General features: G+C 74.6%; 18 protein-coding genes and 3 pseudogenes. 12 read left to right on the plus strand and 9 right to left on the minus strand.

Features of this window, described 5'->3' with window-relative positions; genetic code table 11:
- Positions 1 to 189 precede the first annotated feature (189 nt).
- From KCH_RS04330 to KCH_RS04345, 4 genes and pseudogenes are all read left to right on the plus strand, one after another.
- A pseudogene (locus tag KCH_RS04330) lies at positions 190 to 1,478 on the plus strand (DUF5685 family protein).
- A 21-nt stretch (positions 1,479 to 1,499) separates the two neighbouring features.
- Positions 1,500 to 2,027, plus strand: a complete 528-nt coding sequence (locus KCH_RS04335; RefSeq protein WP_035859171.1) for a GNAT family N-acetyltransferase — start codon at positions 1,500 to 1,502, stop codon at positions 2,025 to 2,027.
- A complete protein-coding gene (locus KCH_RS04340) occupies positions 2,024 to 3,079 on the plus strand; it encodes an NAD(P)-dependent oxidoreductase (RefSeq protein WP_035859174.1) in 1,056 nt (351 codons plus the stop codon). Before KCH_RS04335 ends, KCH_RS04340 begins: the two co-directional genes overlap by 4 nt.
- 118 nt (positions 3,080 to 3,197) lie before the next feature.
- The gene (locus KCH_RS04345; RefSeq protein WP_035859177.1) at positions 3,198 to 4,130 is read left to right on the plus strand and encodes a DUF4232 domain-containing protein; all 933 of its coding nucleotides are present in this window, start codon (positions 3,198 to 3,200) and stop codon (positions 4,128 to 4,130) included.
- Positions 4,131 to 4,264: 134 nt separating this feature from the next.
- Here the strand turns inward: KCH_RS04345 and KCH_RS04350 are convergent, their stop codons facing one another.
- Positions 4,265 to 6,148: an APC family permease gene (locus KCH_RS04350; RefSeq protein ID WP_244305142.1), complete on the minus strand. Its 1,884-nt coding sequence runs from the start codon at positions 6,146 to 6,148 to the stop codon at positions 4,265 to 4,267.
- 536 nt (positions 6,149 to 6,684) lie between these two features.
- Here KCH_RS04350 and KCH_RS04355 point away from each other — a divergent pair.
- The 3 genes from KCH_RS04355 (at position 6,685) to KCH_RS04360 (ending at position 11,162) form a co-directional block, all read left to right on the plus strand.
- Entirely contained in the window at positions 6,685 to 7,359 is a 675-nt protein-coding gene (locus tag KCH_RS04355) for a response regulator (RefSeq protein ID WP_035859183.1), read from the plus strand.
- A gap of 135 nt (positions 7,360 to 7,494) precedes the next feature.
- A complete protein-coding gene (locus KCH_RS43935; RefSeq protein WP_244305144.1) occupies positions 7,495 to 8,064 on the plus strand; it encodes a WGR domain-containing protein in 570 nt (189 codons plus the stop codon).
- Positions 8,007 to 11,162, plus strand: coding sequence for a DUF4132 domain-containing protein (locus KCH_RS04360; RefSeq protein WP_244305146.1), 3,156 nt, complete (start codon positions 8,007 to 8,009; stop codon positions 11,160 to 11,162). The genes KCH_RS43935 and KCH_RS04360 overlap by 58 nt, the downstream gene beginning before the upstream one ends.
- 82 nt (positions 11,163 to 11,244) lie before the next feature.
- Here the strand turns inward: KCH_RS04360 and KCH_RS04365 are convergent, their stop codons facing one another.
- From KCH_RS04365 to KCH_RS42275, 3 genes are read right to left on the minus strand one after another with little or no spacing between them, the layout of a single operon-like run.
- Entirely contained in the window at positions 11,245 to 11,619 is a 375-nt protein-coding gene (locus KCH_RS04365; protein ID WP_035859185.1) for a hypothetical protein, read from the minus strand.
- Positions 11,541 to 12,350, minus strand: coding sequence for a tyrosinase family protein (locus KCH_RS42270; RefSeq protein ID WP_035859188.1), 810 nt, complete (start codon positions 12,348 to 12,350; stop codon positions 11,541 to 11,543). Before KCH_RS42270 ends, KCH_RS04365 begins: the two co-directional genes overlap by 79 nt.
- Positions 12,350 to 12,748: a hypothetical protein gene (locus tag KCH_RS42275; protein ID WP_035859190.1), complete on the minus strand. Its 399-nt coding sequence runs from the start codon at positions 12,746 to 12,748 to the stop codon at positions 12,350 to 12,352. The genes KCH_RS42270 and KCH_RS42275 overlap by 1 nt, the downstream gene beginning before the upstream one ends.
- 416 nt (positions 12,749 to 13,164) lie before the next feature.
- Between KCH_RS42275 and KCH_RS04380 the strand changes: the two genes are divergently transcribed.
- The 3 genes and pseudogenes from KCH_RS04380 (at position 13,165) to KCH_RS04390 (ending at position 16,050) form a co-directional block, all read left to right on the plus strand.
- A complete protein-coding gene (locus KCH_RS04380; RefSeq protein ID WP_051652723.1) occupies positions 13,165 to 14,094 on the plus strand; it encodes an amidohydrolase family protein in 930 nt (309 codons plus the stop codon).
- Positions 14,095 to 14,180: 86 nt separating this feature from the next.
- Positions 14,181 to 15,368 carry a sensor histidine kinase gene (locus KCH_RS04385; RefSeq protein WP_208865918.1) on the plus strand — a complete coding sequence of 396 codons (1,188 nt, stop codon included), beginning with the start codon at positions 14,181 to 14,183 and terminating at the stop codon, positions 15,366 to 15,368.
- A pseudogene (locus tag KCH_RS04390) lies at positions 15,365 to 16,050 on the plus strand (response regulator). The gene KCH_RS04385 and the pseudogene KCH_RS04390 overlap by 4 nt, the downstream one beginning before the upstream one ends.
- A gap of 116 nt (positions 16,051 to 16,166) precedes the next feature.
- On the opposite strand, the gene KCH_RS46435 reads toward KCH_RS04390, so the two are convergent.
- Positions 16,167 to 16,910 carry an alpha/beta hydrolase family protein gene (locus KCH_RS46435; RefSeq protein WP_341865340.1) on the minus strand — a complete coding sequence of 248 codons (744 nt, stop codon included), beginning with the start codon at positions 16,908 to 16,910 and terminating at the stop codon, positions 16,167 to 16,169.
- A gap of 654 nt (positions 16,911 to 17,564) precedes the next feature.
- On the opposite strand from KCH_RS46435, the gene KCH_RS04400 reads away from it, so the two are divergent.
- Entirely contained in the window at positions 17,565 to 20,930 is a 3,366-nt protein-coding gene (locus KCH_RS04400) for a DUF4132 domain-containing protein (RefSeq protein ID WP_035859191.1), read from the plus strand.
- Here KCH_RS04400 and KCH_RS04405 read toward each other — a convergent pair.
- The gene (locus KCH_RS04405) at positions 20,899 to 21,372 is read right to left on the minus strand and encodes a ribonuclease FAU-1 family protein (RefSeq protein ID WP_051653874.1); all 474 of its coding nucleotides are present in this window, start codon (positions 21,370 to 21,372) and stop codon (positions 20,899 to 20,901) included. The two genes, KCH_RS04400 and KCH_RS04405, sit on opposite strands and share 32 nt — an antisense overlap.
- Positions 21,363 to 21,692 carry a hypothetical protein gene (locus tag KCH_RS36805; protein WP_051652724.1) on the minus strand — a complete coding sequence of 110 codons (330 nt, stop codon included), beginning with the start codon at positions 21,690 to 21,692 and terminating at the stop codon, positions 21,363 to 21,365. Before KCH_RS36805 ends, KCH_RS04405 begins: the two co-directional genes overlap by 10 nt.
- Before the next feature lie 105 nt (positions 21,693 to 21,797).
- Between KCH_RS36805 and KCH_RS04415 the strand changes: the two are divergent.
- A pseudogene (locus KCH_RS04415) lies at positions 21,798 to 22,609 on the plus strand (isocitrate lyase/PEP mutase family protein).
- A gap of 136 nt (positions 22,610 to 22,745) precedes the next feature.
- Here KCH_RS04415 and KCH_RS04420 read toward each other — a convergent pair.
- Positions 22,746 to 23,324, minus strand: a complete 579-nt coding sequence (locus tag KCH_RS04420) for a GNAT family N-acetyltransferase (RefSeq protein ID WP_035859194.1) — start codon at positions 23,322 to 23,324, stop codon at positions 22,746 to 22,748.
- Positions 23,321 to 23,734 (minus strand): hypothetical protein, encoded by a 414-nt coding sequence (locus KCH_RS04425; RefSeq protein ID WP_035870741.1) that lies wholly within the window; start codon positions 23,732 to 23,734, stop codon positions 23,321 to 23,323. The genes KCH_RS04420 and KCH_RS04425 overlap by 4 nt, the downstream gene beginning before the upstream one ends.
- Between the last annotated feature and the right edge of the window lie 83 nt (positions 23,735 to 23,817).

Below are 23,817 nucleotides of genomic sequence, written 5' to 3' on the forward strand. Positions count from 1 at the left end.
ACGGCGGGTTCGGCAGGTTCGGCGGGTTCGGCAGGTTCGGCAGGTTCGGCAGGTTCGGCGGGTTCGGCGGGTTCGGCGGGTTCGGCGGGTTCGGCGGGTTCGGCGGGGGCCGGAACCTTCGGCGGTGAGGGTGCGTCACTAGGATGACCGCCGATCATGGCGGACGGGGGGGTCGGAAGGGGCGGGGCATTGTTCGGGATCATCAGGCCGTGTCGGCACCGGCTGTCGGAGCGTCTGCACGCCTCCTGGCTGGCGCACCTGTGCGGGCTGTGCCTGGCCCTGCGGGACGACCACGGCCAGTTGGCGCGGACCGCGACCAACTACGACGGCCTGGTCGTCTCGGTGCTGGTCGAGGCGCAGTCCCCGCGCGAGGCGGACCGGCGGACGGCGGGCCCGTGCCCGCTGCGCGGGATGCGGACGGCCCCGGTGGCCCGGGGCGAGGGGGCGCGACTGGCGGCGGCGGTGTCGCTCGCGCTCGCCTCGGTGAAGGTCCGGGACCACGTGCTGGACGGGGACGGCCTGTTCGCGCGCCGCCCGGTCGCGGCGGGGCGCGCCGGGTGACCAGGCGCTGGGAGCGGCAGAGCGCGGGCAGCGCGGCCGCCGTCGGGTTCGACACCGGCGTGCTGCTGGCGGCGGCGTCCCGGCAGGAGGAGGCGGAGCGGCTGGTGACGGCCGGCGGTCCGCTGCTGCTGGCGACCGCGCCGACCGAGGAGGCGACGGCGGCGGCCTTCGCCCACACCGCCGTGCTGGCCGGGCGTCCGGGCAACGCGGCGGCGCTCGCCGAGGCGGGCCGGCTGTTCGGACGGCTGGCGCACCTGCTCGACGCGGCCGAGGACCGGCAGCAGGACGAGGCGCAGGGCCTGTGGAACCCGCTCACCGTGACGGGCACCTCCCAGCAGGAGGCCCGGCGGCTCTGCCGGGACGCCGTGCACGGCATCAAACTCGCCCTGGCGGAGGTGGAGTTCACCGACCGGGCGCTGGTGCACCGGCTGCTGGCGCACGAGACCGGCGAGGCGGTGGACCGGGTGTTCGGCCGGGCCGGGCACGCGTGCGCGCACCAGGCGCCGGCCGGGTCGACGCCCGCCGGGACGGGCGCCGGCGGGTCGGGTGCCGGCGGGTCGGGCGGGCCGTCCACGCCGACGGACCCTGATGCGCCGTCGGGTCCTGCCGCCCCGTCGGGTCCTGACGCTCCGTCGGGTCCGCAGCTGCCGCCGGTGCCCCCGAAGCCGCACCGGGGTCTGATAGCCGGCTGCGCGGCCTGGCTGACGATGGCCTGCACCTGCCAGTTGCTGTGCTGCGAGCACGACCACCCGTTCTCCCGGGAGCGCCGCAAGGGCTTCTGCCAGCGCAACTGCGACTCCTGCTGCGACGCGTGCGACTGCTGCAGCGGCTGCGACGGGGGCTGCTGCGGTGACGACGGCTGCTGCGGCGGATGCGACTGCTGCGGGTGCGACGGGTGCGGCTGCGACTGCTCGTAGGACGTGGAGGAGACGGAACGGATGGATGACGTGGAGCAGTTCGCGGCGGCGACGGAGCTCGCCGAGTGGGGCCCGGCGGAGATCCGGGCGCTGGCCGGCGGCGCGGACGACCCGTTCGGGACCGGTCCGCTCGGTGGGACCTGGCGGCCCAAGGACCGGCACTTCGGGGTCCGGCACGAGGGCCGGGTGGTCGCGCACGCCGGGTTCGTGGTGGTGCCGGTGGAGGTCGGCGGGCAGCGCTTCGAGGTCGCGGGCCTCGGCGGCGTCCTCGTCGATCCCGCGCTGCGCGGCCGCGGGCTGGCCCGGATCGCCGTCACCGGCGCGCTGAACGCCGCCCGCGCCGACGGCCTGGACCGGGCGCTGCTGTTCTGCTTCCCGGACCGGTCCCCGCTCTACGCCCGCCTCGGCTGGCACGCCCTCCCCGAGGCGGTGACGGCCGATCAGCCCGACGGTCCCGCTCCCGTCCCGCTCGGCGCGATGTGGAAACCGCTTTCCCCGGGCGTCGCCTGGCCGGCCGGACCGGTCCGCCTGCGCTCGCTTCCGATGTGAACGGGCGGGTCCTGCTGCTGGACGCGGCACCCGGGGAACTGCTCGGGCGGGAACTCGACCGGCTGCTCGGCCACGGTCTCGACCTGACGCTGAACCTGCGCCGGGTGGCGGACCCGGCAGCGGCGCGGGCCGCCTGGGCCGGGCGGCTCTCCTTCACCGACTTCGACCCCTTCGACGAGTCGGGCCTGCGCGACGCGGTGCGGGACGGCGGGCGGGGCTTCGACGCCCTCAAGTCCCGGGCCGGAGTGCCGCTGCGGGCCGGCTTCCTGACGGCGGCCACCGATCGGGCACTGGCCCGGCCGCTGCGGGTGATCGGCCGGGCGGGCGCCGGCACCGACCACGTCGACCTGGCCGCCGCCGCCCGGCTCGGCGTGACGGTGACGCACACCCCCGGGTCGAACGCGGTCGCCGTCGCCGAGTTCGCGCTCGGCCAGATCCTGGCCCTGACCCGCCGCCTGGTCGACCTGAACGCGGCCGCCCACCAGGGGCGTTGGACCTCTCCCCCGCCGGCCCGCGGCCTGTCCGAACTCACCCTCGGCGTGGCCGGACTCGGCCGGATCGGCCGAGCACTGGCCGTCCGGGCCTCGACGCTCGGCATGCGGGTGCTCGGCTGGTCCCGAAACCCCGTACGGATCGAGGGAGTCGAGCAACTCGGCTCGCTGGAGCAGCTGTTGGCCGCCAGTGACGTACTGTCGCTGCACCTGCCGCTGACCGCCGACACCCACGGCCTGCTCGGCCCCACGGAGTTGGCCCTGCTGCGGCCCGGCGCACTGCTGGTGAACACGGCCCGCGGCGGCCTGGTCGACGAGCACGCCCTCGCGGCGGCCCTGCGCGACCCCGCCCACCCGCTGGCGGGCGCGGCCGTCGACACCTTCGAACACGAGCACGCCGCATTCGCCTCCCCGCTCTGCGGCCTCCCGAACGCCCTGCTCACCCCGCACGTCGCCGGCATGACCCACGCCGCAATGGAACAGGCCGCACTACGCTGCGCCGACCACCTCGCCGCACTCCTGGCCGGCCACCCCGACGGCGTGCCGGTCGCCCGGCCCTGAGCGGACAGCCGGGCTGACGGCGCGTCATGCCCGTTAGAGCGGGGCTGTTGCAGGGCTGTTGCCCGTACTGTGATCGGGGTCACGGACCGGAGCGGTGGCGGCATGGTCGACTCTTCGGATGCCTACCATCGCCACCCGGCCTGCCCGGCCTGCCCGTTCCGCCGTGGTCACCGTCGTGGCCGTCGTGGCCGCCGCCGCTCTGCTGGCCGGGTGCGGGGAGGTGACCGCGGACGCCGGGTCGGCCGCGCCGGCGGCGAGCGCGGGGCCGTGCGGGGTGGCGCCAACGGGGGCGGCGCGGGAGGGCTGGGCCCGGGACGGCGTGCGGATCCTCTCCGTCAGCGACACCTGCGCGGAGTTCGAGGTGACCAATGCCGGCGCGGAGGCCGCCGACTTCTCGGTCCTGTTCGGGTGGACGGGCCGCGACGAGCGGCTGAACTCCGACCCGACCGGCACGGTGACGGCGGTGCCGCCCGGCGCGACCGCCCGCGGCCGGGTCGACGTGGGCTCCGGCGGCCCGCGGGGGCTGACGTCCGGTCAGCCGATCATCCCCGGCGTGAAGATCACCCGGGTGCGCAGCATCCCGACCGCCGAGGCACCGTCCCAGGGCGGCCCGTGCCCGGCCTCGGGGGTGCGGCTCTATGCGGACCGCGGCGACGCGGCGATGGGACTGCGGGTGGTCGGCCTGCACCTGGTGAACTGCGGGACTTCACCGGTGACCCTGGACGGCTACCCGCAGGTGCAGGCCCTCGACGAGGCGCACAAGGCGGTCGATCCGCTGGAGGTGCTGAAGGGCGGTGCGGCGATCGCGACCGGCACCGGGGCGGACGCGCCCCCGCAGCGGTTCGTGCTGGCCGCGGGCGAGGGCGCGAGCTCCATGGTGGTGTGGCGCAACACCAATGACGCCTCGTCGGCCCCGGTGCTCGCTCCCTACCTGCGCGTGCGGGCCACCCCGGACGCCGCACCGGTGACGGTCACCCCGGAACTCGACCTCGGCACCACCGGCCGGCTGGGCATCGGCGCGTGGACCCGCGAGGTCGTCGCTCCCTCCTGAACGACCCTCCTGAGCGCCCCTCCTGAACTACCCTCCGGGGCCGCACCGGGAAAGCGCTTGCCCGCTGCCACATCGCCGCCGCGGCAAGCGCTTTCCCTCCCCGCCCCTCTCCTCACCTCACCGGCCGGCTCGCGTCAGCCGACGTGCACGCGCGGTCGGCGACTGCGGTCGGACTCGGCCTCGCGGAGCACCTCGCGGGTGACGGGCGCCACCTCGCCCTGGCCGAACAGGAAGAACCGCAGGAACTGGGCGAACGGGTTGCCCTCGGTCCACTCGAAGTAGATGTGCGGGAGCTGCCCGGTGGTGTCGCGCACGTGCAGGAGTATCGCGGCGAGCGCGTTCGGGACGCTGGAGTGTTCGAGCGTCAGCACCCGGTACCGGTCGTGCAGCACCTCGCCGCGGACCTTCAGTTCGGCCTCGAAGTCGGACGGGTCGAGCACCGTGACCTCGACGAAGACCAGATCGTCCTCGACCGGGATGTCGTTGTCGGCGCGGATCTGGTGCACCTTGTCGCGGTACTCGGCGAGGTCGCGGCCGGCCGGCTCGTTGGCGATGAACCGGATCGTCCGGTGCGCGGTGTCGCGCACGAAGCGTTCCGCGACCTCGTCCAACTGGACGTCCGTGACGCGGAGTTCGAAGGCGCGGGCGAGCCGGGAGGCGAGCGAGACCAGCACGATGCCGGCGATGAAGCAGGCGCCGATCTTCACGCCGTCGGGGCGTTCGGCGATGTTGACGGCGGTGGTGTAGACGAACACGGCGGCGATGACGGCGAAGCCGATGGTCCAGTTGCGCTGCCGGGCGGCGCGGGCGGCGATGGTGACGGCGATCGCCGCGGAGGTGATCAGCACCAGCACGCCGGTGGCGTACGCGCCGCCCTGCTTGTCGACGTTGGCGTCGAACAGCCAGGTGACCAGGAAGGCGATCGCGGTGAGCACCAGCACCATCGGCCGCACCGCGCGGGCCCAGTGCGGGGCCATGCCGTATCGCGGCAGGTAACGGGGCATCAGGTTGAGCAGTCCGGCCATCGCGGACGCGCCGGCGAACCACAGGATGGCGATGGTCGACAGGTCGTAGACCGAGCCGAACGCGCCGCCCAGGTAGTGGTGCGCGAGGTAGGCCAGCGCACGCCCGTTGGCGGGGCCGCCGGCCTCGAAGTCGGCGGCGGGGATCAGCAGCGTGGTGATGAAGCTGGTGGTGATCAGGAAGCAGCTCATGATCACGGCGGCGGTGGTGAGCAGCTTGCGGGCGCCGCGGATCCGTCCGGTGGGCCGGTCCTCGGTGTCGTCCGGGTCGCCCTCGATGTGCGGCATGACGGCGACGCCGGTCTCGAAGCCGGACAGGCCGAGGGCGAGCTTGGGGAAGACCACCAGGGCGACGCCGATCATCGCGATCGGGTTGCTGTGCTCCACGCTGAGGGCGTTCGTCCAGTCGGTGATCACGGACGGGGCGGTCAGGACGTGCCAGAGGCCGACGGCGACCACCACCACGTTCAGCGTGAGGTAGACCGCGACCAGGACGACCGCGACGCCGATCGCCTCGCTGAAGCCCTTCAGGAAGACGCCGCCGAGCAGGGCGATCAGCAGCAGGGTGATCAGCACCTGGTGGCCGCTGAGCACGCTGGTCAGGTGCGGGTTCTCCACCAGGTGCGCGGTGGCGTCGGCGGCGGACAGCGTGATGGTGATCAGGAAGTCGGTGGCGGCGAAGCCGAGCAGCGCGAGGACGAACAGCTTGCCCTTCCAGAAGGACAGCAGCCGTTCGAGCATCGCGATCGAGCCCTCGCCGTGCGGGCTCTCCTGGGCGACCCGGCGGTAGACGGGGAGCGCGCCGAGCAGGGTGACGGCGACCAGCACGATGGTGGCGATCGGGGAGAGCAGTCCGGCGGCGAGGGCGGCGATGCCGGGCTGGTAGCCGAGGGTGGAGAAGTAGTCCAGGCCGGTCAGGCACATCACTCGCCACCAACGCTGGCCGTGCTGCTGGTCGGTGGCCTGGGCGTGCGGGCCGGGGTGTTGCTTGGCCATGTCCGACAGGCCTTCCAGCAGCCAGGACCGCAGGCGCTGGCGCGCCGACCCTGCGTCCGTGGGGGCGGATTGGACCACTGTCTTGCTCCTGTCGCGAGGTCGGGAGCCCCGGACCGCCGGATGCTCCGGCCCACCGGGCGGACTCCCACGCCAATGTAGGTCACCTCCGCCGCCGTCCGGGGCAGGCTGGAGCGTAACGTCCCCCGTCTGCCCGGCCCGGCGCCGGGCCTGGCCGCTTGACGCCCCGTTGGCCGGGGTTTGACGTGCCGTTTGCCCGCCGGCGAGCGGACGATGCGCGACGGTCGGCATGCTTCTCGGGCCTCGCACCGCGGACCTGTGGGCGGTCCGTCCGAGCGGCCCGCAGATGGTTCGAGCACGTCCCGAGGCTCGCTGTCAAGGGCCGACCGGCCCCGAACCGGGAGGCGGTCAGGGCGGATGGGCCCTGTCGGGGCCGGTGTTCGGTTTGGCACACTGCAGGGTGTCTGTACCCGGGCGGCGCCCCGGGCGTCCGGGATCGCGCGAGGAGAGTCACTGCCATGTCCGAGGGTTCGGCACCGATCAGGGTGTTCCTGCTGGACGACCACGAGGTGGTCCGCCGAGGGGTGTACGACCTGCTGGACTCCGAGCCCGACCTGGAGGTGGTCGGCGAGGCCGGCACCGTCGAACAGGCCCTGGCCCGGGTGCCGGCACTGCGCCCGGACGTCGCGGTGCTGGACATGCGGCTGCCCGACGGCGACGGCGTCTCGGTGTGCCGGGAGTTGCGCTCCCGGATGCCGCAACTCGCCTGCCTGATGCTCACCTCCTTCGACGACGAGGAGGCGCTGCTCGACTCGATCATGGCCGGTGCGGCGGGCTACGTCCTCAAGCAGATCAGCGGCACCGACCTGGTGACCGCGATCCGCACGGTCGCCTCCGGGCAGTCGATGCTCGACCCGGGCGCGGCGACCCGGCTGATGGCCCGGCTGCGCGGCGAGGCCCCGGCGCCCGCCCCCGACTTCCCGCACCTCACCGAGCGCGAGCGGGAGATCCTGGCGCTGATCGGCGAGGGCCTCACCAACCGGCAGATCGGCGAGCGGGTGTTCCTCGCCGAGAAGACCGTCAAGAACCACATCTCCCGGCTGCTCGCCAAGCTCGGCGTGGAGCGCCGCGTGCAGGCCGCGGTGATCGCCACCCAGACGCTGGCCGCGCACTCCTCCGAGCGCGGCGCCTGATCCGCGCCCTGCCCCCGACCCGCTCCCGGCTCCGGCCGGGGCCGGTGGTGCTGTCCTAGCTGCTGGCTAGGGTTCCCCCCGGGTGGCCGACCGCACGTGGCGGCCACGCGAACCATCGGTGTGTCAGGAGGGGCAGTGCGGCGCTGGGAACTGGTCGGGGACGGTTCGGCGAAGTTCTGGGAGGCGGCGGCCGACGGTGCGTCGGTGCAGGTCCGGTACGGCCGGATCGGCGCCGCGGGACGCACCCAGGTCAAGGACCTCGCGGACGGGGACGCCGCCGGGGCGCACCTCGCGAAGCTGATCGCCGAGAAGGAGCGCAAGGGCTACCGCGAGACGGCCGCCGCCGGGGCGACGCCGACTCCCGCGCCCGCCCCGGCCGCCGTCCCCGAGTCGGTCGACCCGGCCGCCACGACCGGGTCGGTCGTACCGGCCGCCGCGACCGAGCCGACCGAGTCGGTCGAACCGGCCCTGCCCGCCGAACTCCCGGACGAGGACGCCTTCGTGCTGCCGGCGTCCTGGCTCGCGCTGGTCGCGCCCCGCCGCGGCGGCGGCGTTCCGCTCGGCCCGGCCCGGCCGTACTGGACGCCGCCGCGGCAGCGGACACCGAGGCCCTGTGGATCGCCAAGAACGAGACCTGGATCGAGCGGGTGCTCGAGGACCGCGGCTCCGACAAGCACCTGGTGCGGTCGGCCCGGGCGCACCTGAACGGGGAGCCGAACGCGCCCGGGGCGGTGGCGGTGGCGGCGATGCTCCGTCCGACCTGGCTGAAGGGCGGCTTCGAGCAGGTCCTCGACTCCTGGATCGCCCGGTTCGGGCTGGGCTTCGCGGCCCGCGCCACCGTGGCGGCCTTCGAGTTCGACAACGGCTACGCCCGCCCGAACCACCACCAGGGCGTGCTGGTGTCGGACGGTCCGAACCGCCGGGACGTCCGCGGGACGGAGTTCGCCTTCACTCTCGCGCGGGAGGTCCGGCGGCTGCTGGCGCTGGCCGAGGACGCGGAACACCGTTCCGTGCTGGCCGAGTTGGCGGCGATCCGGACCAGGCGCGACCGCCGCATCGTGACCGCCTTCCTCGCCCCGGAGACGCCGGGCTGGGTGGACGAGTGCCTGGACGAACTGCCGAGGCACCGGCAGATCAACGAGGTCGCGCACGCCCTGCTGGTGCAGTCGGTCAACACCGTCGAGCAGACCGAGCGGATCGCCCAGCAGCGGGTCCGGTCCTGGTACGGCTGGACGCCGGGCCAACTGGCCACCGTCGCCGACGCGGTGGGCCCCGCGTGCGTGCCGCTGTACGCCGAGGCCCTGTCGAACCTGTACGACAACGACACCATCCGCGAACTGGCGCTCCACATCGCCGAGTTCCCCGGCGATGAGGCGTTCCGGGTGCTGCTCGACCGGATCGGGGCCCGGCACGTCCGGCCGGGTCTGCTGCGCGCGATGCGCCGCTACCCGGTGCGCGCGGCCCGGTTGTTGGCGGAGGTGGCGCAGCAGGCCGGGCCGGACGCCGCGACTGCCCGCCGGCTGCTGACCAGTCATCTCGGCGAGCTCCGTCCGCGGTTGCCGGAGCTGGTGGCCCGACTCGACGCCGAGACCGCCGAGTTCGTCTCGGCCCTGGCCGCCGCCTCGCGGGTGCCGGAGGCGGCTGCGGGCGCGCTGCCGGAGCTGCTGACCTCGCCGCCGTGGACGCGCCCCCGCCCGGCACGGAAGGCGAAGGTGCTGACCGGCATCGCCGCCGACGAGTCTGCCGAACTGGTCTGGAAGGACGGCGAGTTGGAGCACTGGCAGGGCGGCCGGCCGGCTCCGTGGACGTTCGCCCCGGGCTTCGACTGGGCGGCCGAGGCGGAGCTCCGGCTGACCCACTCGGGCGGTCTCTGGTACGGCACGCAGTTGCTGGTGCACGGCCCGGCCGAGGTCATGGCGCCGTATCTGGAGTCCTGGCGGCCCGGCGAATTCTGGGGCGGCGGCGAGGACTTGCGTCCGGTGGTCGCCAAGTACGGCCTGGCCGCACTGCCGTTGCTGCGGGCGGGGGCGCTGGCCCAGCCCTCGCACGTGATTCCGGCGCTGCTGCCGTTCCGGGACGCCACCGTGGCGGGCGTGATGGCGGACGCGCTGATGCGGCTCAAGTCGCATCAGGCGACGGCCCGTTCGTGGTTCGACCGGCACGGCGTGGCGGCCGGTCTGCTGCTGGTGCCGAGCGCGGTCGGCAAGGCCGGCCGGACCCGGACGGCCGCCGAGAACGCGCTGCGGCTGGTCGCGGCGCAGCGGGGCGCGGAGGTCCTGCTGGCGGCGGTGACGGATCGTCACGGCGAGCGGGTGGCGGCGGCGGTGGCGGAGCTGCTGAGCGCGGATCCGCTGGTCAACGCGCTGCCGGCGCGGATGCCGGAGTTCCCGGAGTGGCTGCTGCTCGGTGCGCTGCCGCAGTTGGTGCTGCGGTCGGGCGAGGCGCTGCCGCGGTCGGCGGTGCGCTCGGTGGTCACCATGATGGCGCTGTCGAAGCTGCGTGACCCGTATCCGGGTCTGGCGCCGGTGGCCGAGCTGCTCCGGCCGGAGTCGGCGGCCGAGTTCGCCTGGGTGCTGTTCGAGGAGTGGCAGCAGGCGGGGATGCCGGCGGCGGACAGTTGGGCGCTGTTCGTGCTGGGCGAGTGGGGTGACGACGGGACGGCCCGCCGGCTGGCGCCGGTGCTGCGGGACTGGCCGGGCGCGGGCGCCCATCACCGCGCGGTGGAGGGTCTGGAGGTGCTGGCGGCGATCGGCAGCGATGTCGCGTTGATGCAGTTGCACGGCATCGCGCAGCGGGCGAAGTTCAAGGCCCTGAAGTCCCGGGCGCAGGAGAAGGTCGCGGAGATCGCGGAGGCACTGGGCCTGACGGGTGATCAGCTGGGCGACCGGCTGGTGCCGGACCTGGGCTTGGACGCGGACGGCACGACGGTCGTGGACTACGGTTCGCGGACGTTCACGGTGGGCTTCGACGAGCAGTTGCGCCCGTTCGTGCTGGACGGTGACGGCAAGCGCCGGAAGGATCTGCCCGCGCCGGCCGCGAAGGACGATCCGGAGCTGGCGCCGGCGGAGCGCAAGCGGTTCGCCGCGTTGAAGAAGGACGTGCGGACGCTGGCGGCCGATCAGATCGTCCGGCTGGAGGCGGCGATGGTCGCGGGGCGGGAGTGGACGGCGGCCGAGTTCCGGACGCTGCTGGTCGCGCATCCGCTGCTCCAGCACCTGGTGCGGCGGCTGGTCTGGACGACGGCGGAAACCGCTTTCCGGGTGGCCGAGGACCGGACGTTCGCCGATGTCCACGACGAGGTGTTCGTGCTTCCCGAGGACGCCGTCGTCCGGCTCGCGCACCCGCTGCTGCTGGGCGACGGCCTGCCCGCCTGGGCGGAGCTGTTCGCCGACTACGAGTTGCTGCAGCCGTTCCGTCAGCTGGCGCGTCCGGCGGTCGCGTTGACGGCGGAGGAGTCGGCCGGGCACCGGCTGCACCGGTTCGAGGGGGCGAAGGTCCCGGTGGGCCGCCTGCTGGGGCTGACCAAGCGGGGCTGGCGGCGCGGTTCGCCGCAGGACGCGGGGGTGGAGCGCTGGTTCCACAAGCCGCTGCCGGACGGCCGGCACCTGGTGGTCGCGCTCGACCCGGGCATCTGGGTCGGTGCGGTGTCGGAGAACGCCGAGCAGACCTTCAGCACGGTGTGGCTGGACACCCGGGCGTACGACTACTGGCCGACCCACACGCACAGCGAGCGGTTCGCCGACCTCGACGCCGTCACGGCCTCCGAACTCCTTGCCGACCTAGAGGAGTTGACGGCCGACTGAGCCCGGTTCCGGGATGCGGCCCGGCGCCGGCGGCCCCCTGGGGAGGGCCGCCGGCGCCGGGCCGGGTCGGGCGTCGGGGTGGTTACGCGTCCTCGACCAGGAGGCGCGCGTTGACGGTGGGGTTGCCGGCCTGGACGAGCGGGAAGGCGGTGCCGATCTCCTCGGAGTGGCCGGGCACGTCGATGCGGACGGACAGCGCCCGGTCGACGAGTTGCTCCTGCGGCATCCGGAAGTCGAGGTTGATGATGCCGTTCTTGACGCAGGTCGGACACTTGCGCGGGGTCTTCGGCTGGAAGAAGTAGCGCTGCGCGACCGGCTCGCCGTCGGAGAGCAGCGTCACGACGAAGGAGCCGGGGATGTTCAGCCGGTCGATGCCCTTCACCCGGACCGAGACCGGGTTGGCGCTGCGGAACGCGAACGTGCCGACGGCGTCGGTGCTTCCGGACAGGTTCTCCAAGACGTTCTCCGGGGGCTGGGGAGGTCCAGCCGGTCGTACGAGACCAGGCTCTCGATGGTCTGGTCGGCCGTCTCGGTGAACGGCGGCAGCGCGTTGAACGGCGAGGTGAGCCAGCCGGTGTCGGCGCCCAGGGTGGACCGGAAGCCGGTGAGGGTGGTGCCGCCGACGCGGGTCTGCCAGCTCAGCCAGAGGCGGTCGATGTTGCAGTGGAAGAACCAGAACACCGGGTCGTAGGAGGCGACGTTCTGGTCGCCCATGGTCGGCCCGATCGCGCCGTGGCCGCCGTCGTGGGCCTGGATCGAGAAGTCCTGGTAGCCGTTCACGTTGTACGCGCCCCAGAGCGACTGGGTCAGCGAGGTGGCGATGTCCTCCAGCACGCCGAAGTTCTGGACGTTCTGCGCGATGCCGGCGACCGAGTACCGCTGGGTGGTGTAGGGGAAGTAGCCGGTGACGGGCTGCGGCGTCGCCTTGGCGCCGGGGTCGGCGGGCAGCACGTACTTGTCGAGCGGCGGGTGCTGGAGGCGGTCGGGCAGGTTGGTCGAGATGTCCCAGTAGGGAAGCGTCACGGCCTCGCAGCCGGGGACGGAGCGCAGCGCGTTCTCGAAGTTGAGCAGGTACTGGCGGTGCCACGGGTTGAAGCGGTCCTCGTGGTGCAGGCACCAGCTCTGCGGGAGGCCGTGCTGGCCGGCCAGCGCGAAGTAGCTGTCGGGGGCGTTCGCGTCACGGGCCATCAGGCCGGTGAACGCCGTCTTGAGCAGCTCGAACTCGGCCTCGGTGAGGGTGGTGACGTCCTTGCGGAGCCGGGTCGGGGCGGCGCCGCCGGGCGGCGGGGGCTGCCGGCGGTGGCGGTGCCGAGGGGGTAGCCGTTGACGATCCAGTTCTTGAAGGTCTGCGCGCGGTCGGCGCTCCACTTGCCCGCGGCGTCCGGCGGCATCTGGGCGTTGGGCGGCGAGGTCTGCGCGAGGACGGCCAGCGCGTTCTTCTTCACCCCGTCGTAGGTGCCGAGTTCGATGCCCTTGGCGGCCATGTGGGAGATGTCCTCGGGGCGGAAGAAGAAGCGGATGTCCGCCATGTAGGTCGGTGCGGCGACGACTTGATCGGCGGGCGGGTTTCCTGGGGTGGTGTTCATGCTTCCTCCGCTGGGCTCCGGACGGGCGTGGGGCCGGCCGCACGGTGCGGTCGGCCGGGCGCGTCGGCCGGCGGCCGGATCCTCCGGGAGGTGCTGGGCGACCGACGCATGGGGCCATGCTCGGAGCGGCGGCGGGCGGGGGCCACGCAGGATGGGCCGGACAGTGCGCACCCACTCGGCCGAACTCCCGCCGGGTGCGGCGTCCCTCCCCGCGCCGGCCGGCCCGGCGGCGTCCGGGTGGGCGGCGCGCGGGCCGCGGGAGGCGTCGGCCGGTGTGCGCCGTCCGTGGTGGTGATCGTCACACGGGTGGGCGCGGTCCCGTCGGGGGCGGGCGGCATACGCTGATCGGCCCGGAGGCCACCGGGCGGCGGCCGGCCCGGGTCCGGTCGTGGGCCGTTCGACGGAGAGGCAGCGCAGTGAGTTCACCCCAGCAGGCCCGCAGCGAGCGGGGGGACGACGGGCAGCGGCGCGGCGCGGAGGCGGCGGAGGTGCGCCGGTTCTGGGCCGGCCTCGGGCTGCCCGGGCTGATCGACGTGCACACCCACTTCATGCCGGAGCGGGTGCTGCGCAAGGTCTGGGAGTACTTCGACGCCAACGGGCCGCTGGTCGGCGGCCTGGCCTGGCCGATCACCTACCGCACCGAGGAGGCCGAACGCACCGCCGTGCTGCGGGAGTTCGGCGTCCGGGCGTTCACCTCGATGCTGTACCCGCACAAGCCGGGGATGGCCCGCTGGCTGAACGACTGGGCGGTCGGCTTCGCCGGCCGCACCCCGGACTGCCTGCACACCGCGACGCTGTACCCGGAGCCGGACACCGGGGCGTACGTCCGGGAGGCGCTGGACGCGGGCGCCCGGGTGTTCAAGGCGCACGTCCAGGTCGGCGACTACGATCCGGCGGACGGGCAACTGCGGTCCGCGTGGGGGATGTTGGCCGAGGCGGGCGTCCCGGTGGTGATGCACTGCGGGTCCGGTCCGGCGCCGGGCCGCTTCACCGGGCCCGGGCCGGCCGCCCAGGTGCTCGCCGCGCATCCGCGACTGCGGCTGATCGTCGCCCACTTGGGCATGCCGGAGTACGAGGAGTTCCTCGACCTGGCGGAGCGGTACGAGCACGTCCACCTGGACACCACGATGGCGTTCACCGACTTCACCGAGAGCTTCATGCCGTTCCCGCGCCGCGCGCTGCCCCGGCTGGCCGGGCTCGGCGACCGGATCCTGCTGGGCACCGACTTCCCCAACATCCCGTACCCCTACCTGCACCAACTCCACGCCCTGGAACGGCTGGACCTCGGCGCCGACTGGCTGCGGGCGGTCTGCCACGACAACGCGGCGAAGCTGTTCGGGCTCTGAGCCTCCGTCAGGTGGCGGGGGTCCGCCCCGGGGCGTATGCCTGCGGGTGGACGCCGCCCGGCCGGGCCGCTGGCTACCATCGCCGCATGGATCGGGACCTGCCGCGCGCGCCGTGGCCGATGCAGCTGCCGCCGGGGGTCTGGACGGCGCTGAGCTGGTGCGCCGCCGGGCTGTTCTCCCTGGTGCTCTTCCTGTCGACGACGTACCGGATGTCGCCGCAGTCGGGGCTCTCGGGTCCGGTGGTCACGCCCGGGCTGCGGGCGGCGCTGGCCGTGGCGCTGGCGCTGCCCGCGGGCTGGGCGCTGCGGCGGCCGGAGCGGGTCCTCGGCGTGCTGCTGGCGGAGTCGGCGGTGGTGGCGCTGCTGCTCGGCGAGCAGGCCTGGCCGTTCTACCTGGCGACGAACTGCCTGATCGGCTACCTCGCCGCGGTCCGTCCCCGCCGGGTGACCGTCCTGGCCGGCACCGCCTCGTTCGCGGTCTGGCTGGTCGAGGAGGTGCTGACGCTGCACGGCACGGAGCAGTTCAGCGACTTCGCCAGCCGTGCCGCCGCCCTCGCGGCGGGCATCGCGGTCCCCTGGGCGATCGGCAACTCGGTGCGCCAGCAGCGCCGTTACCACGAGGCGCTGCGCGCGCACGCCGCCGACCGGGCGATCGCGGCCGAACGGCTGCGGATCGCCCGGGAGTTGCACGACGTGGTGGCCCACAGCATCGGCGTGATCGCGATCCAGTCCGGCGCGGCGCGCCTGGTGCTGGACGTCGAACCCGCGGGCGTGCGACGGGCGTTGGACGCCATCGAGGCGACCAGCCGGGAGACGCTGGCCGGCCTGCGGCGGATGCTCGTCTCGCTCCGCCGGGCCGAGGACGCCGAGGGCTCCGCGCACGCCGACCCGCCCGCGGGCCTGGAGGCCGTCGACCGGCTGGCGGAGACCATGGCGCTGGCCGGGGTCGCGGTGGAGGTGCGGCGGTGGGGGCAGCTGCGGCCGTTGCCGCCGGAGATCGACCTGGCCGCGTTCCGGATCGTGCAGGAGTCCGTCACCAACGTCCTACGGCACGCGGGCGTCGGCCGTTGCCAGGTGCACCTCGTCTACCGGGAAGGGGAGTTGGACGTGGAGGTGGTCGACGACGGGTGCGGCTCGGCGTCCGGGCGGCGGGCCGCCGGGGCCGGGTACGGGATCTCGGGGATGCGCGAGCGGGTCGCCCTGCTGCACGGCCGGTTCAGCGCCGGACCCCGCACCGGGGGCGGCTTCCGGGTCGCCGCGAGGCTGCCCGCATGACGCCCGGAACCGACGGCGGGGCGGCGATCCGGGTGCTGCTCGCCGACGACCAGGAACTGGTCCGCGCCGGCCTCGGCATGGCCGTCGCCCACTCCCCCGGGCTGGAGCTCGCGGGCGAGGCCGCCACGGGCGCGGAGGCCGTCCGGCTGGCCGGGGAGCTCCACCCGGACGTGGTGGTGATGGACATCCGGATGCCCGGCACGGACGGCATCGAGGCCACCCGCCTGCTCAGCGCGGGCGCGGCCGGCCCGCGCCCCGGGTGCTGATCCTGACCACCTTCGACGACGACGAGAACGTGTACGCCGCCCTGCGGGCCGGTGCGAGCGGCTTCCTGGTCAAGGACATGGCGCTGGTGGACATCCTCGCCGCCGTCCGGGTGGTCGCCGCCGGCGACGCCCTGATCGCGCCGAGCGTCACCCGGCGGCTGATCGCCGACCTCACCGCCCGCCCCGACCCGGCCGTCCCGAAGCGCCCCCTGCCGCCGATCACCGAGCGGGAGCGCGAGGTGCTCACGCTGGTCGGCCGCGGCCTGTCCAACGGAGAGATCGCCGAGCAGCTGTTCATCGCCCCCGCCACCGCCAAGACCCATGTCGCCCGCCTGCTCGCCAAGTTGAACGCCCGTGACCGGGTCCAGCTGGTCATCGCCGCCTTCGATGCGGGCCTGGTGTCGCCGTCCGGCTGAGCCGCCCCTGAACCGCGCCCGATCCGCCCCTGAGCCGGCCCTGAGCCCGCCCGCTCGGGCCCGTTGTCCCTGTCCGGCCCTTCGAGCGGGCGGGACAGGGACAACGGGCACTCCGGTCACGGGAGTTGGACGGAGACCTCGGGCTCGGCCGGGGACGGGCCGTCGAACAGAGGCTGCGGCTTCCCCTTCAGGTGGAGGTCGAAGAAGGCGCCGAGGTAGGTCCGGGTGATCTCGATGCCCCGGGCCGGATCGATCGCGCCGGGCGTGCTCGGCAGGCCCACAGCCCGGGCGAGCAGCAGCACGTCGCTGAAGGTGCCGTGCTCGGCGCCCGCGACGGTGAGGCGGCGCTTCCAGCCGTCCAGGCGGCTCCAGGCCTCGTCCCAGCTCGGGTCCGCGCCCGGGGCCTCGCCGGCGGCGGCGCCGAAGAGCAGGAACGGCCGCCCGTCGAGGCCGCCGGCGGGGACCGGGGCGAAGAAGGTGCCGTCCATGTTCACCCCGGCCCGGACCCGGCTGTCGGCGGCCATCGTCGAGGCGGTGGCGTCGCCGCCGATGGAGTGCCCGGCCATGCCGATCCGGTGACGGTCGATCAGGCGCGCGAGCGGCCAGGGCGAGCGCTCCGTGGTCAGCCGGTCGATCACGAAGGACGCGTCCTTCGCCCGGCTCTCGGCGATCGCCGCCGGCCCGCCCGCCGGCGGCCGGTCGCAGATGGCGCAGGTCTCCGTCCGGCCGTCCGGGAAGGTGACGCCGGTCGACTCGTACGGGTGGTCGATCAGCGCGACCACGTAGCCCCGGCTTGCCAGGTCCTCGGCGATGCCGGTGGACAGCGCGCGCGGGTAGGTGAATCCGGGCGAGAGCAGCACCAGCGGGAACCGGCCGGGCGCCGGCTGCGCGCCCGTCCGCGCCCAGGTGCCGGTGGCGGCCAGCGCCTCCGGCGGCAGGCCCGCTCCCGGGCCTTCGCCGCGAGGAACAGCCGGGCCTCCTCGGTGGTCATGTAGGGCGTGGGCGTCCCGCTGCCCGCCCGGGCCGGGTAGTACATCGACAGCATCAGCTCCCGCGGCCCCGCCGACGGCACCCACGGGTCCTGGCGGTGCTGGTCGACGAGGTGCAGCAGGTCGCGCCCGACCGCGAACGGGCCGGTGGGGCGCGGAAGTTCAGCGGTGAATCCGGTTGTGGTCCCGGCCGGGGATGCGGCAGGCAGGGAGGCGGTGGACGCGGTGGCGAAGGCGGGGCCGCGGCGGCGACCGGCAGCGGCAGCAGGAGGGCGAGTGCGGCGGCGACGGCCGCCCTTCGGGTACTGGTCATGCCTCCGAACCTAGGTTCCGCACCCCGTGCCTGACGTCTGCTCGGGAGCGGATCCCCGCGTACGCTCCGGGGCCGATCCGGCCTCCGCCTGCGGGGGTACGGCGGCCGGGCTGTCCGTGGCGCTGGCTAGGGTCGTCCCAACAGTCGTCCGGTCTGCCGCCCCGCCGCAATGCCGCTCGGGGCACCGGCGGGCCGGCTGGTCAGGAGGACCGGTGCAGAACCTCGCCCCCGCCCCGCAGCCGTCCGGTTGCCGTGACGATTCGCCGTACGACGAGGCGTTCGTGATGCCCGACCCCTGGCGGCCGCTGGCGCTGCCCCGGCGTGGCGGCGGCGTCGAGTCGCCGGCGGACCGGCCCGGTCCGGAGGCCGTCGCCGCCGAGGACGCGCTGCTCGCGGAGAGCCGCGAGGCGATCGAGCGGGTGCTCGACGGCGAGGGCCACGACCCGGAGTTGGCGACTGCCGCGTGGGCGTACCTCGGCGGCGCGGCCGACCCGTTGGGGGCGGCGCTGATGCCGTCGCTGCTGCCGCCCGGGGAGTGGTGGGGCGACGAGCGGTGGGCCGAACTGGTCGACGCGTGGACGGCGCGGCACGGGCTGGCCTTCGCGGTGCACGCGGCCGTCCTGGCGCTGGACGTCAAGCGGCAGACCGGCAGGGGCAGTTCGGGGGACGTCGGACAGCTGGTCCGGTACGACCTGCTGTGCGAGAACTACTCGATCCCCGCGCCGTACGGCCTGGTCCGCTGGGCGCGCCACCTGCTGTCGATCGCCGACGAGCCCGCCTATCTGGCGGCCCGCACCGCGCTGGCGGCGCTGCGCACCACGCCGGGCCGCCGGGTGGTGGCGGCGTACCTGATGCCCGAGGTGACCGGCTGGGTGGACGACTGCCTGGCCGAGGAGCCGGCGTACGGGAGCGAGGGCGCGGTGTACCGGACGCTGCTGATGGCCGCGCTCGGCAGCCCGGCGCAGGTGGAGCGCCTCGGGCCCAGCCCCTGGCTGATCTGGCGCGCGTGGACCACGAGCCTGGTCGCCACGCTGGCCGACGGCACGGGCAACGCCTGCGTGCCGTTGCTGGCGGCGGCGCTGCGCGAGGCGGAGGACGGCGCGGCGGCGCGTGAACGCGCCGATTTCCTGCTGGAGTTCCGCACCGACGAGGCGTTCGGGGCGCTGCTGGCCGGCCTGGCGAACCGGTACGTCGCCCCGGTGCTGCGGGAGGCGCTGCGGCGCGATCCGGTGCGCGGGGCACGGCTGTTGGCCTCGGCTGCCCGGGCCGGCGACGAGGACGCCCGGCAGACCCTGAACCGCCACCTGCGGGCGTTCCGGGCACTGCTGCCCCGGATACTTGCCCAACTCGACGCCGCCACGGCCGAGTTCGTCTCCTCGCTGGAGGGCGCCCGGCCGCCGGCCCCGGCCGCCGATCCCTCCGCGCTGCCCGAGCTGCTGACCGGCCCGCCGTGGACGCGGCCGCGCCGAGCGGTCAAGCCGAAGGTGATGACGGGTCTGGTGGTCGAGGAGTCCGCTCAACTGCACTGGCAGCAGGGCGAACTGGAGGAGTGGGCGGAGAACGCGCGCCTCGAGTCCTGGTGGCGGTATCCGGAGTCCACCGACTGGGCGGCGGCCGCCGCACGGGATTGGCGTGACGGTCAAGACCTGTGGTCGGCCTGCCGGTTGCTGCACCAGGGCCCGGTGGGAGTGCTCGCGCCGCTGCTGGCGCAGTGGCGCCCGGGCCGGCTCGACGCGGACCTGGAGTTTCTGCGGCCGGTGCTCGCCAAGTTCGGCCCGGCGGCGGTTCCGGTGGCGCTGCACGCGGCCCGGTCCCGTCCGGCGACCATGGCGCCGCTGCTGCTGCCGATACTGGACGTGGCGGCGGCCCGGGTGCTGGCCGACGGCCTGATACGCCTCAAGTCCGTCGCGGGGACCGCGCGTTCGTGGTTCGCCCGGCACGGCACGGCGGGCGCGCTGCTGCTCGTCCCGGACGCGCTGGCCAAGCCGGGCCGGGGCCGGACGGCCGCCGAAGCGGCGCTGCGGCTGGTGGCGGCGTCCGGCGGCGGCGACGCGCTGCTGGCGGCGGTGGCGGAGCGTCACGGCGCGGAGGCCTCGGCGGCGATCGGCGCCGTGCTGGCGGCGGATCCGCTGGAGAGCGCGCTGCCCGCGCGGATGCCGGAGCCCCCGGAGTGGCTGGAGCCGGCCGTCCTGCCGCAGGTGCTGCTGGCGTCCTCCGGGGCGGCGCTGCCGGAGCCGGCGGTCCGTCACCTGGTGGTGATGGCCGCACTCGGCAAGCCGGGCGCCCCGTACCCGGGTCTCGCCCAGGTCGCCGGGGCGTGCCGTCCGGAGTCCCTGGCCGAGTTCGCGTGGGCGCTGTTCGAGGAGTGGCGGCAGGCCGGGCTGCCCGCGGAGGACAGTTGGACGCTGACCCTGCTCGGCGAGTGGGGCGACGACGGGACCGCCGGCCGGCTGACCCCGGTGCTCCGCGCCTGGCCCGGCCAGAACGCCCACCGGCGCGCCGTGGACGGCCTGGACGTGCTCGCCGCGATCGGCACGGACGCCGCCCTGCGGCACCTGCACCTGATCGCGCAACGGGTGAAGTTCACCGCGCTCAAGGCCCGGGCCCGCGAGAAGATCGCCGAGGTCGCGGAGGGCCTGGGCCTGACGGCCGATCAGCTCGCCGACCGGCTCGTCCCGGACCTGGGTCTGGACGCGGCCGGCACCACCGTCGTCGACTACGGCTCGCGGACGTTCACGGTCGGCTTCGACGAGCAGCTGCGCCCGTTCGTGCTGGACGCGGACGGCAAGCGCCGCAAGGACCTTCCGGCGCCCGGCGCCAAGGACGACCCGCAGCTCGCACCTGCCGAACGCAAGCGCTTCGCGGCACTGAAGAAGGAGGTCCGGGCGCTCGCCGGCGACCAGATCCGGCGTCTCGAAGCCGCGATGATCGCCCGGCGCGGCTGGACTCCCGGCGAGTTCCGCGAGCTGCTGGTCACCCACCCGCTGCTCCAGCACGTCGCGCGCCGCCTCGTCTGGAGCACTGCGGAAACCGCTTTCCGCATCGCCGAGGACCGTACCTTCGCCGACGTCCACGACGTCCCGTTCGTCCTCCCCGAGGACGCCACGGTCCGCCTCGCCCACCCGCTCGACCTGGACGTCCCCGCCTGGGCCGAACTCTTCGCCGACTACGAGATCGCCCAGCCCTTCCCGCAACTCGCCCGCCCCGTCCACGCCTTGACCGCCGACGAGGCCGCCGGGCACCGCCTCCCCCGCTTCGAGGGCCGGACGGTCCTCTCCGGCGCCCTGCTCGGGCTGGTGAACCGGGGGTGGCAGCGCAACGGCGTGCACGACAACGGCATCGAGACCTCGCTCTCGAAGGCGCTGCCGGACGGCCGCTGGCTGAGCGTCACCCTCGACCCGGGCCTCTACGTCGGCGCGCCCAACGAGTACCCCGAACAGACCTTGCAGGAGGTGTGGCTGGGCGCCCGCCCCGGCGAGTACTACCCCGGCGCCCCGAACCAGTACCGCTTCGCCGACCTCGACGCCCTCACCGCGTCCGAACTCCTCACCGACCTGGACCAGTTGACCACCGGCTGACCCGCCCCGCCCCGGGCTGGTCCCACCACCACGGCAACCCGGTGGCGGCCCAGCCCGGCCCGGGCCGGAAGTCGCACCAGGTGCCGTCGAACGGGAACGCCCCGGCCTCGGCGAGCGCGATCACCCGCTCGCCCTCGGCCCGGATCGCCGCGGCACCCGCCTCGTCCCAGAAGAACGGGTGCCCGGTCCGCTCGGTGAACTCCTCCTCGTCCTTCCACCGCCAACTGCGGTCGGGGGCCACCAGGATGTCCAACGCCTGGTCGATGTGGTCGGTCCCGCCGCTCCACCGGCCCACCGGCGACTCGAGGTTGACGTACCACCCGACGAACGAACCGTCCGGATCGAACGACCACCACACCGAGTGCGCGGCCTGCGGCGGCGTCAGAATGAGCGTGCCGTACGGCTGCCAGGTCGACGGCACCGCCAGCGTCGTCAGCCGCATCTCCTCCGCGAGCGGCACCGACCGGGTCGGCGCCCTGGCGAAGGGTCGTTTGCGGCACGGGAGCTGACGGTGAGGTAGCGGGACAGGCTTGTGCCCGGGCGGTCGGTCGGCGGGGTGTCGCAGAGTGCCAGCAAGGAGCCGTGCGGGCCGAAGCCGCCGTTGCCCACGGTGGTGTGGAGCGCGGCGAGGAGCGGGTGCAGGCGGAAGCCCAACTGCTGCTCCGCGGCGTCGACGGTCTCCCTGGTGAGCGGCTCCCGCAGGTGCTCGCTGCCGGTGGCGGCGGCCCGGACGCGGGCCAGCAGCGGTTCGTAGTCGTTCATCCGGGCATCCTCTCCACTCCGGTGTCGCCCGTTCACCGGTTCGCCCGGACGTCCGTGTCGTTTTCCCGCCGGACGGCGGGCGCACCTGCTGGTTGTCTTCGGGTCATGGTCAACGCACACAAGTCCGCGGTCTTCCGCTCCCTGCACACCCCCGCCCGTCCGCTCGCCCTCGCCAACGCCTGGGACGTCGCCAGCGCCCGCGTCGTCGAAGCCGCAGGCGCGCCCGCGATCGCCACCACCAGCGCCGGGACGGCCTGGGCGCTCGGCGCACCGGACGGGGACCGCGTCCCGCGCGATCTGGTGCTGGAGGCCGTCGCCCGGATCGCGGCGGCGGTCGACGTCCCCGTCACCGCCGACATCGAGGGCGGCTACGGGCAGCGCCCCGCCGAGGTCGCCGACACCGTCTCCCGCGTGGTCGACGCCGGCGCGGTCGGCATCAACATCGAGGACGGCACCCGCGCTCCGGCCGCCTTCGCCGAACACCTGGCCGCCGCCCGCGAAGCCGCCCGGAAGGCGGGCGTCGACCTGTTCATCAACGCCCGCGTCGACACCTACCTGCGCGGCCTCGGCGACCCCGCGACCCGCCTCCGGGACACCCTCGGCCGCGCCCGCTCCTACATCGCCGCCGGCGCCGACGGAATCTTCGCCCCCGGCGTCTCGGACCCCACCCTCATCGGCGAGTTGGCCACCGCGCTCCCCGTCCCCCTCAACATCATGGCCGGCCCGGCACCGCCCCGGTCGCCGCCCTCGGAGCCCTGGGCGTCGCCCGCGTCAGCCTCGGCTCTGCCGTGGCCCAGGCCGCGTACGCCGCGGCCCGAAGCGCGGCCCTCGGCCTGTACGGCGCCGGCGACTACGAGACGCTCCGCCACGGCATCGACTACCCGGAGCTCAACAGCCTGTTCAGCAGCGCCGGTTGACCCGACCGGCGAACAGCGCCCGCAGCAGGGACGCGAGTCAGCCCCTGCGACTGCCGGCCGGCGAGCGTGCTCAGCGAGGCCCGGCCCGCGGCGCGGGCGCTCCGGGAGGCGGCACCGTCACGAATCTGAGGTGTCGTCAATCGATGGTGCCGAGCTGCCACTTGAGTTCGCCGTTGTGCCAGTGGTCGGTGCGGGTGAGCCCGGCGGCGGTGGCGACGGCCGCGGAGGCGGGGTGGTCGGGGTGGATGTGGGCGGTGATGGTGTGGGCCCCTTGGTGGCGGAGCCAGGTGACGAGGGCGCGGGCCGCTTCCGTGGCGATGCCTCGGCCCTGCCAGGGGGTGCCGACCACCCAGGCGATCTCGGCGGTGGTGCCGCGCTCGTCGGTGGTGACGGTGGCCTGGACGGTGCCGGTCAGGCGGGCGGCGTCGGCGTCGGTGCCTGTGTCGGTGTCGGTGTCGTCGAGTTGGATCACCCAGTTGCACCAGGACTCGGCGGCGTTGAGCGAGCCGGCCGTCCAGCGCTCGTAGCGGGCGCGGAGAGCCTCGGCGGTATCCGGGGCACCGCCGATGAAGTCGTGCAGCGCGGGATCCGACAGGACGGCGGCCATCTCCTCGGCGTGCTCGACCCGCAGGGGCAGCAGGGTCAGTCGGTCGGTGCGGATGACGGCGGGCTTCACGCTGTTCTCTCCTGGGCGGGGCGTACGACGGGTGTTCATGCGACGTCCGGGTCGGTGCCGAGCGCGCCGGCCGAGCGCAGCGCGTCGCCGAGGTCGCCGGTCAGGATGCGGGGGTGCCGACGCCACCACCACAGGTCCGGGCCGGGCAGGCGGTGGAACCGGCCCAGCACGTGGCCGTCGTCGTCGACGGTCGCCGCCCGGTAGCGGTCGTCCAGGGCTCTGATGGTCGGCGTCCAGAGGTGGACGAGGTGCTCGTCCAGCAGGATCCACGCCTCGTGGAGCCAGTTCCGGCAGTAGAGGTCGTTGGTGTACTCGGAGACCGAGTCCGCGTACCCGCGCTCGACGGAGCGCACCAGGGCCGCCCAGCCGTCCACCCGTTCGGCGACGGTGAACGCCGCCCGCCAGCCGCGCCGGCGCAGCAGTTCACCCACCTCGGTCTCCGTGGCCATGATCACGAGGATCGCACGGGCGGCCCCGCCGCCAGGTCGGGGGGGTCGTGCCGGGTCCGGCGTGCGCCACCGAGTCCGACTCC

The sequence above is a fragment of the Kitasatospora cheerisanensis KCTC 2395 genome, from assembly GCF_000696185.1.
Classification (GTDB): domain Bacteria; phylum Actinomycetota; class Actinomycetes; order Streptomycetales; family Streptomycetaceae; genus Kitasatospora; species Kitasatospora cheerisanensis.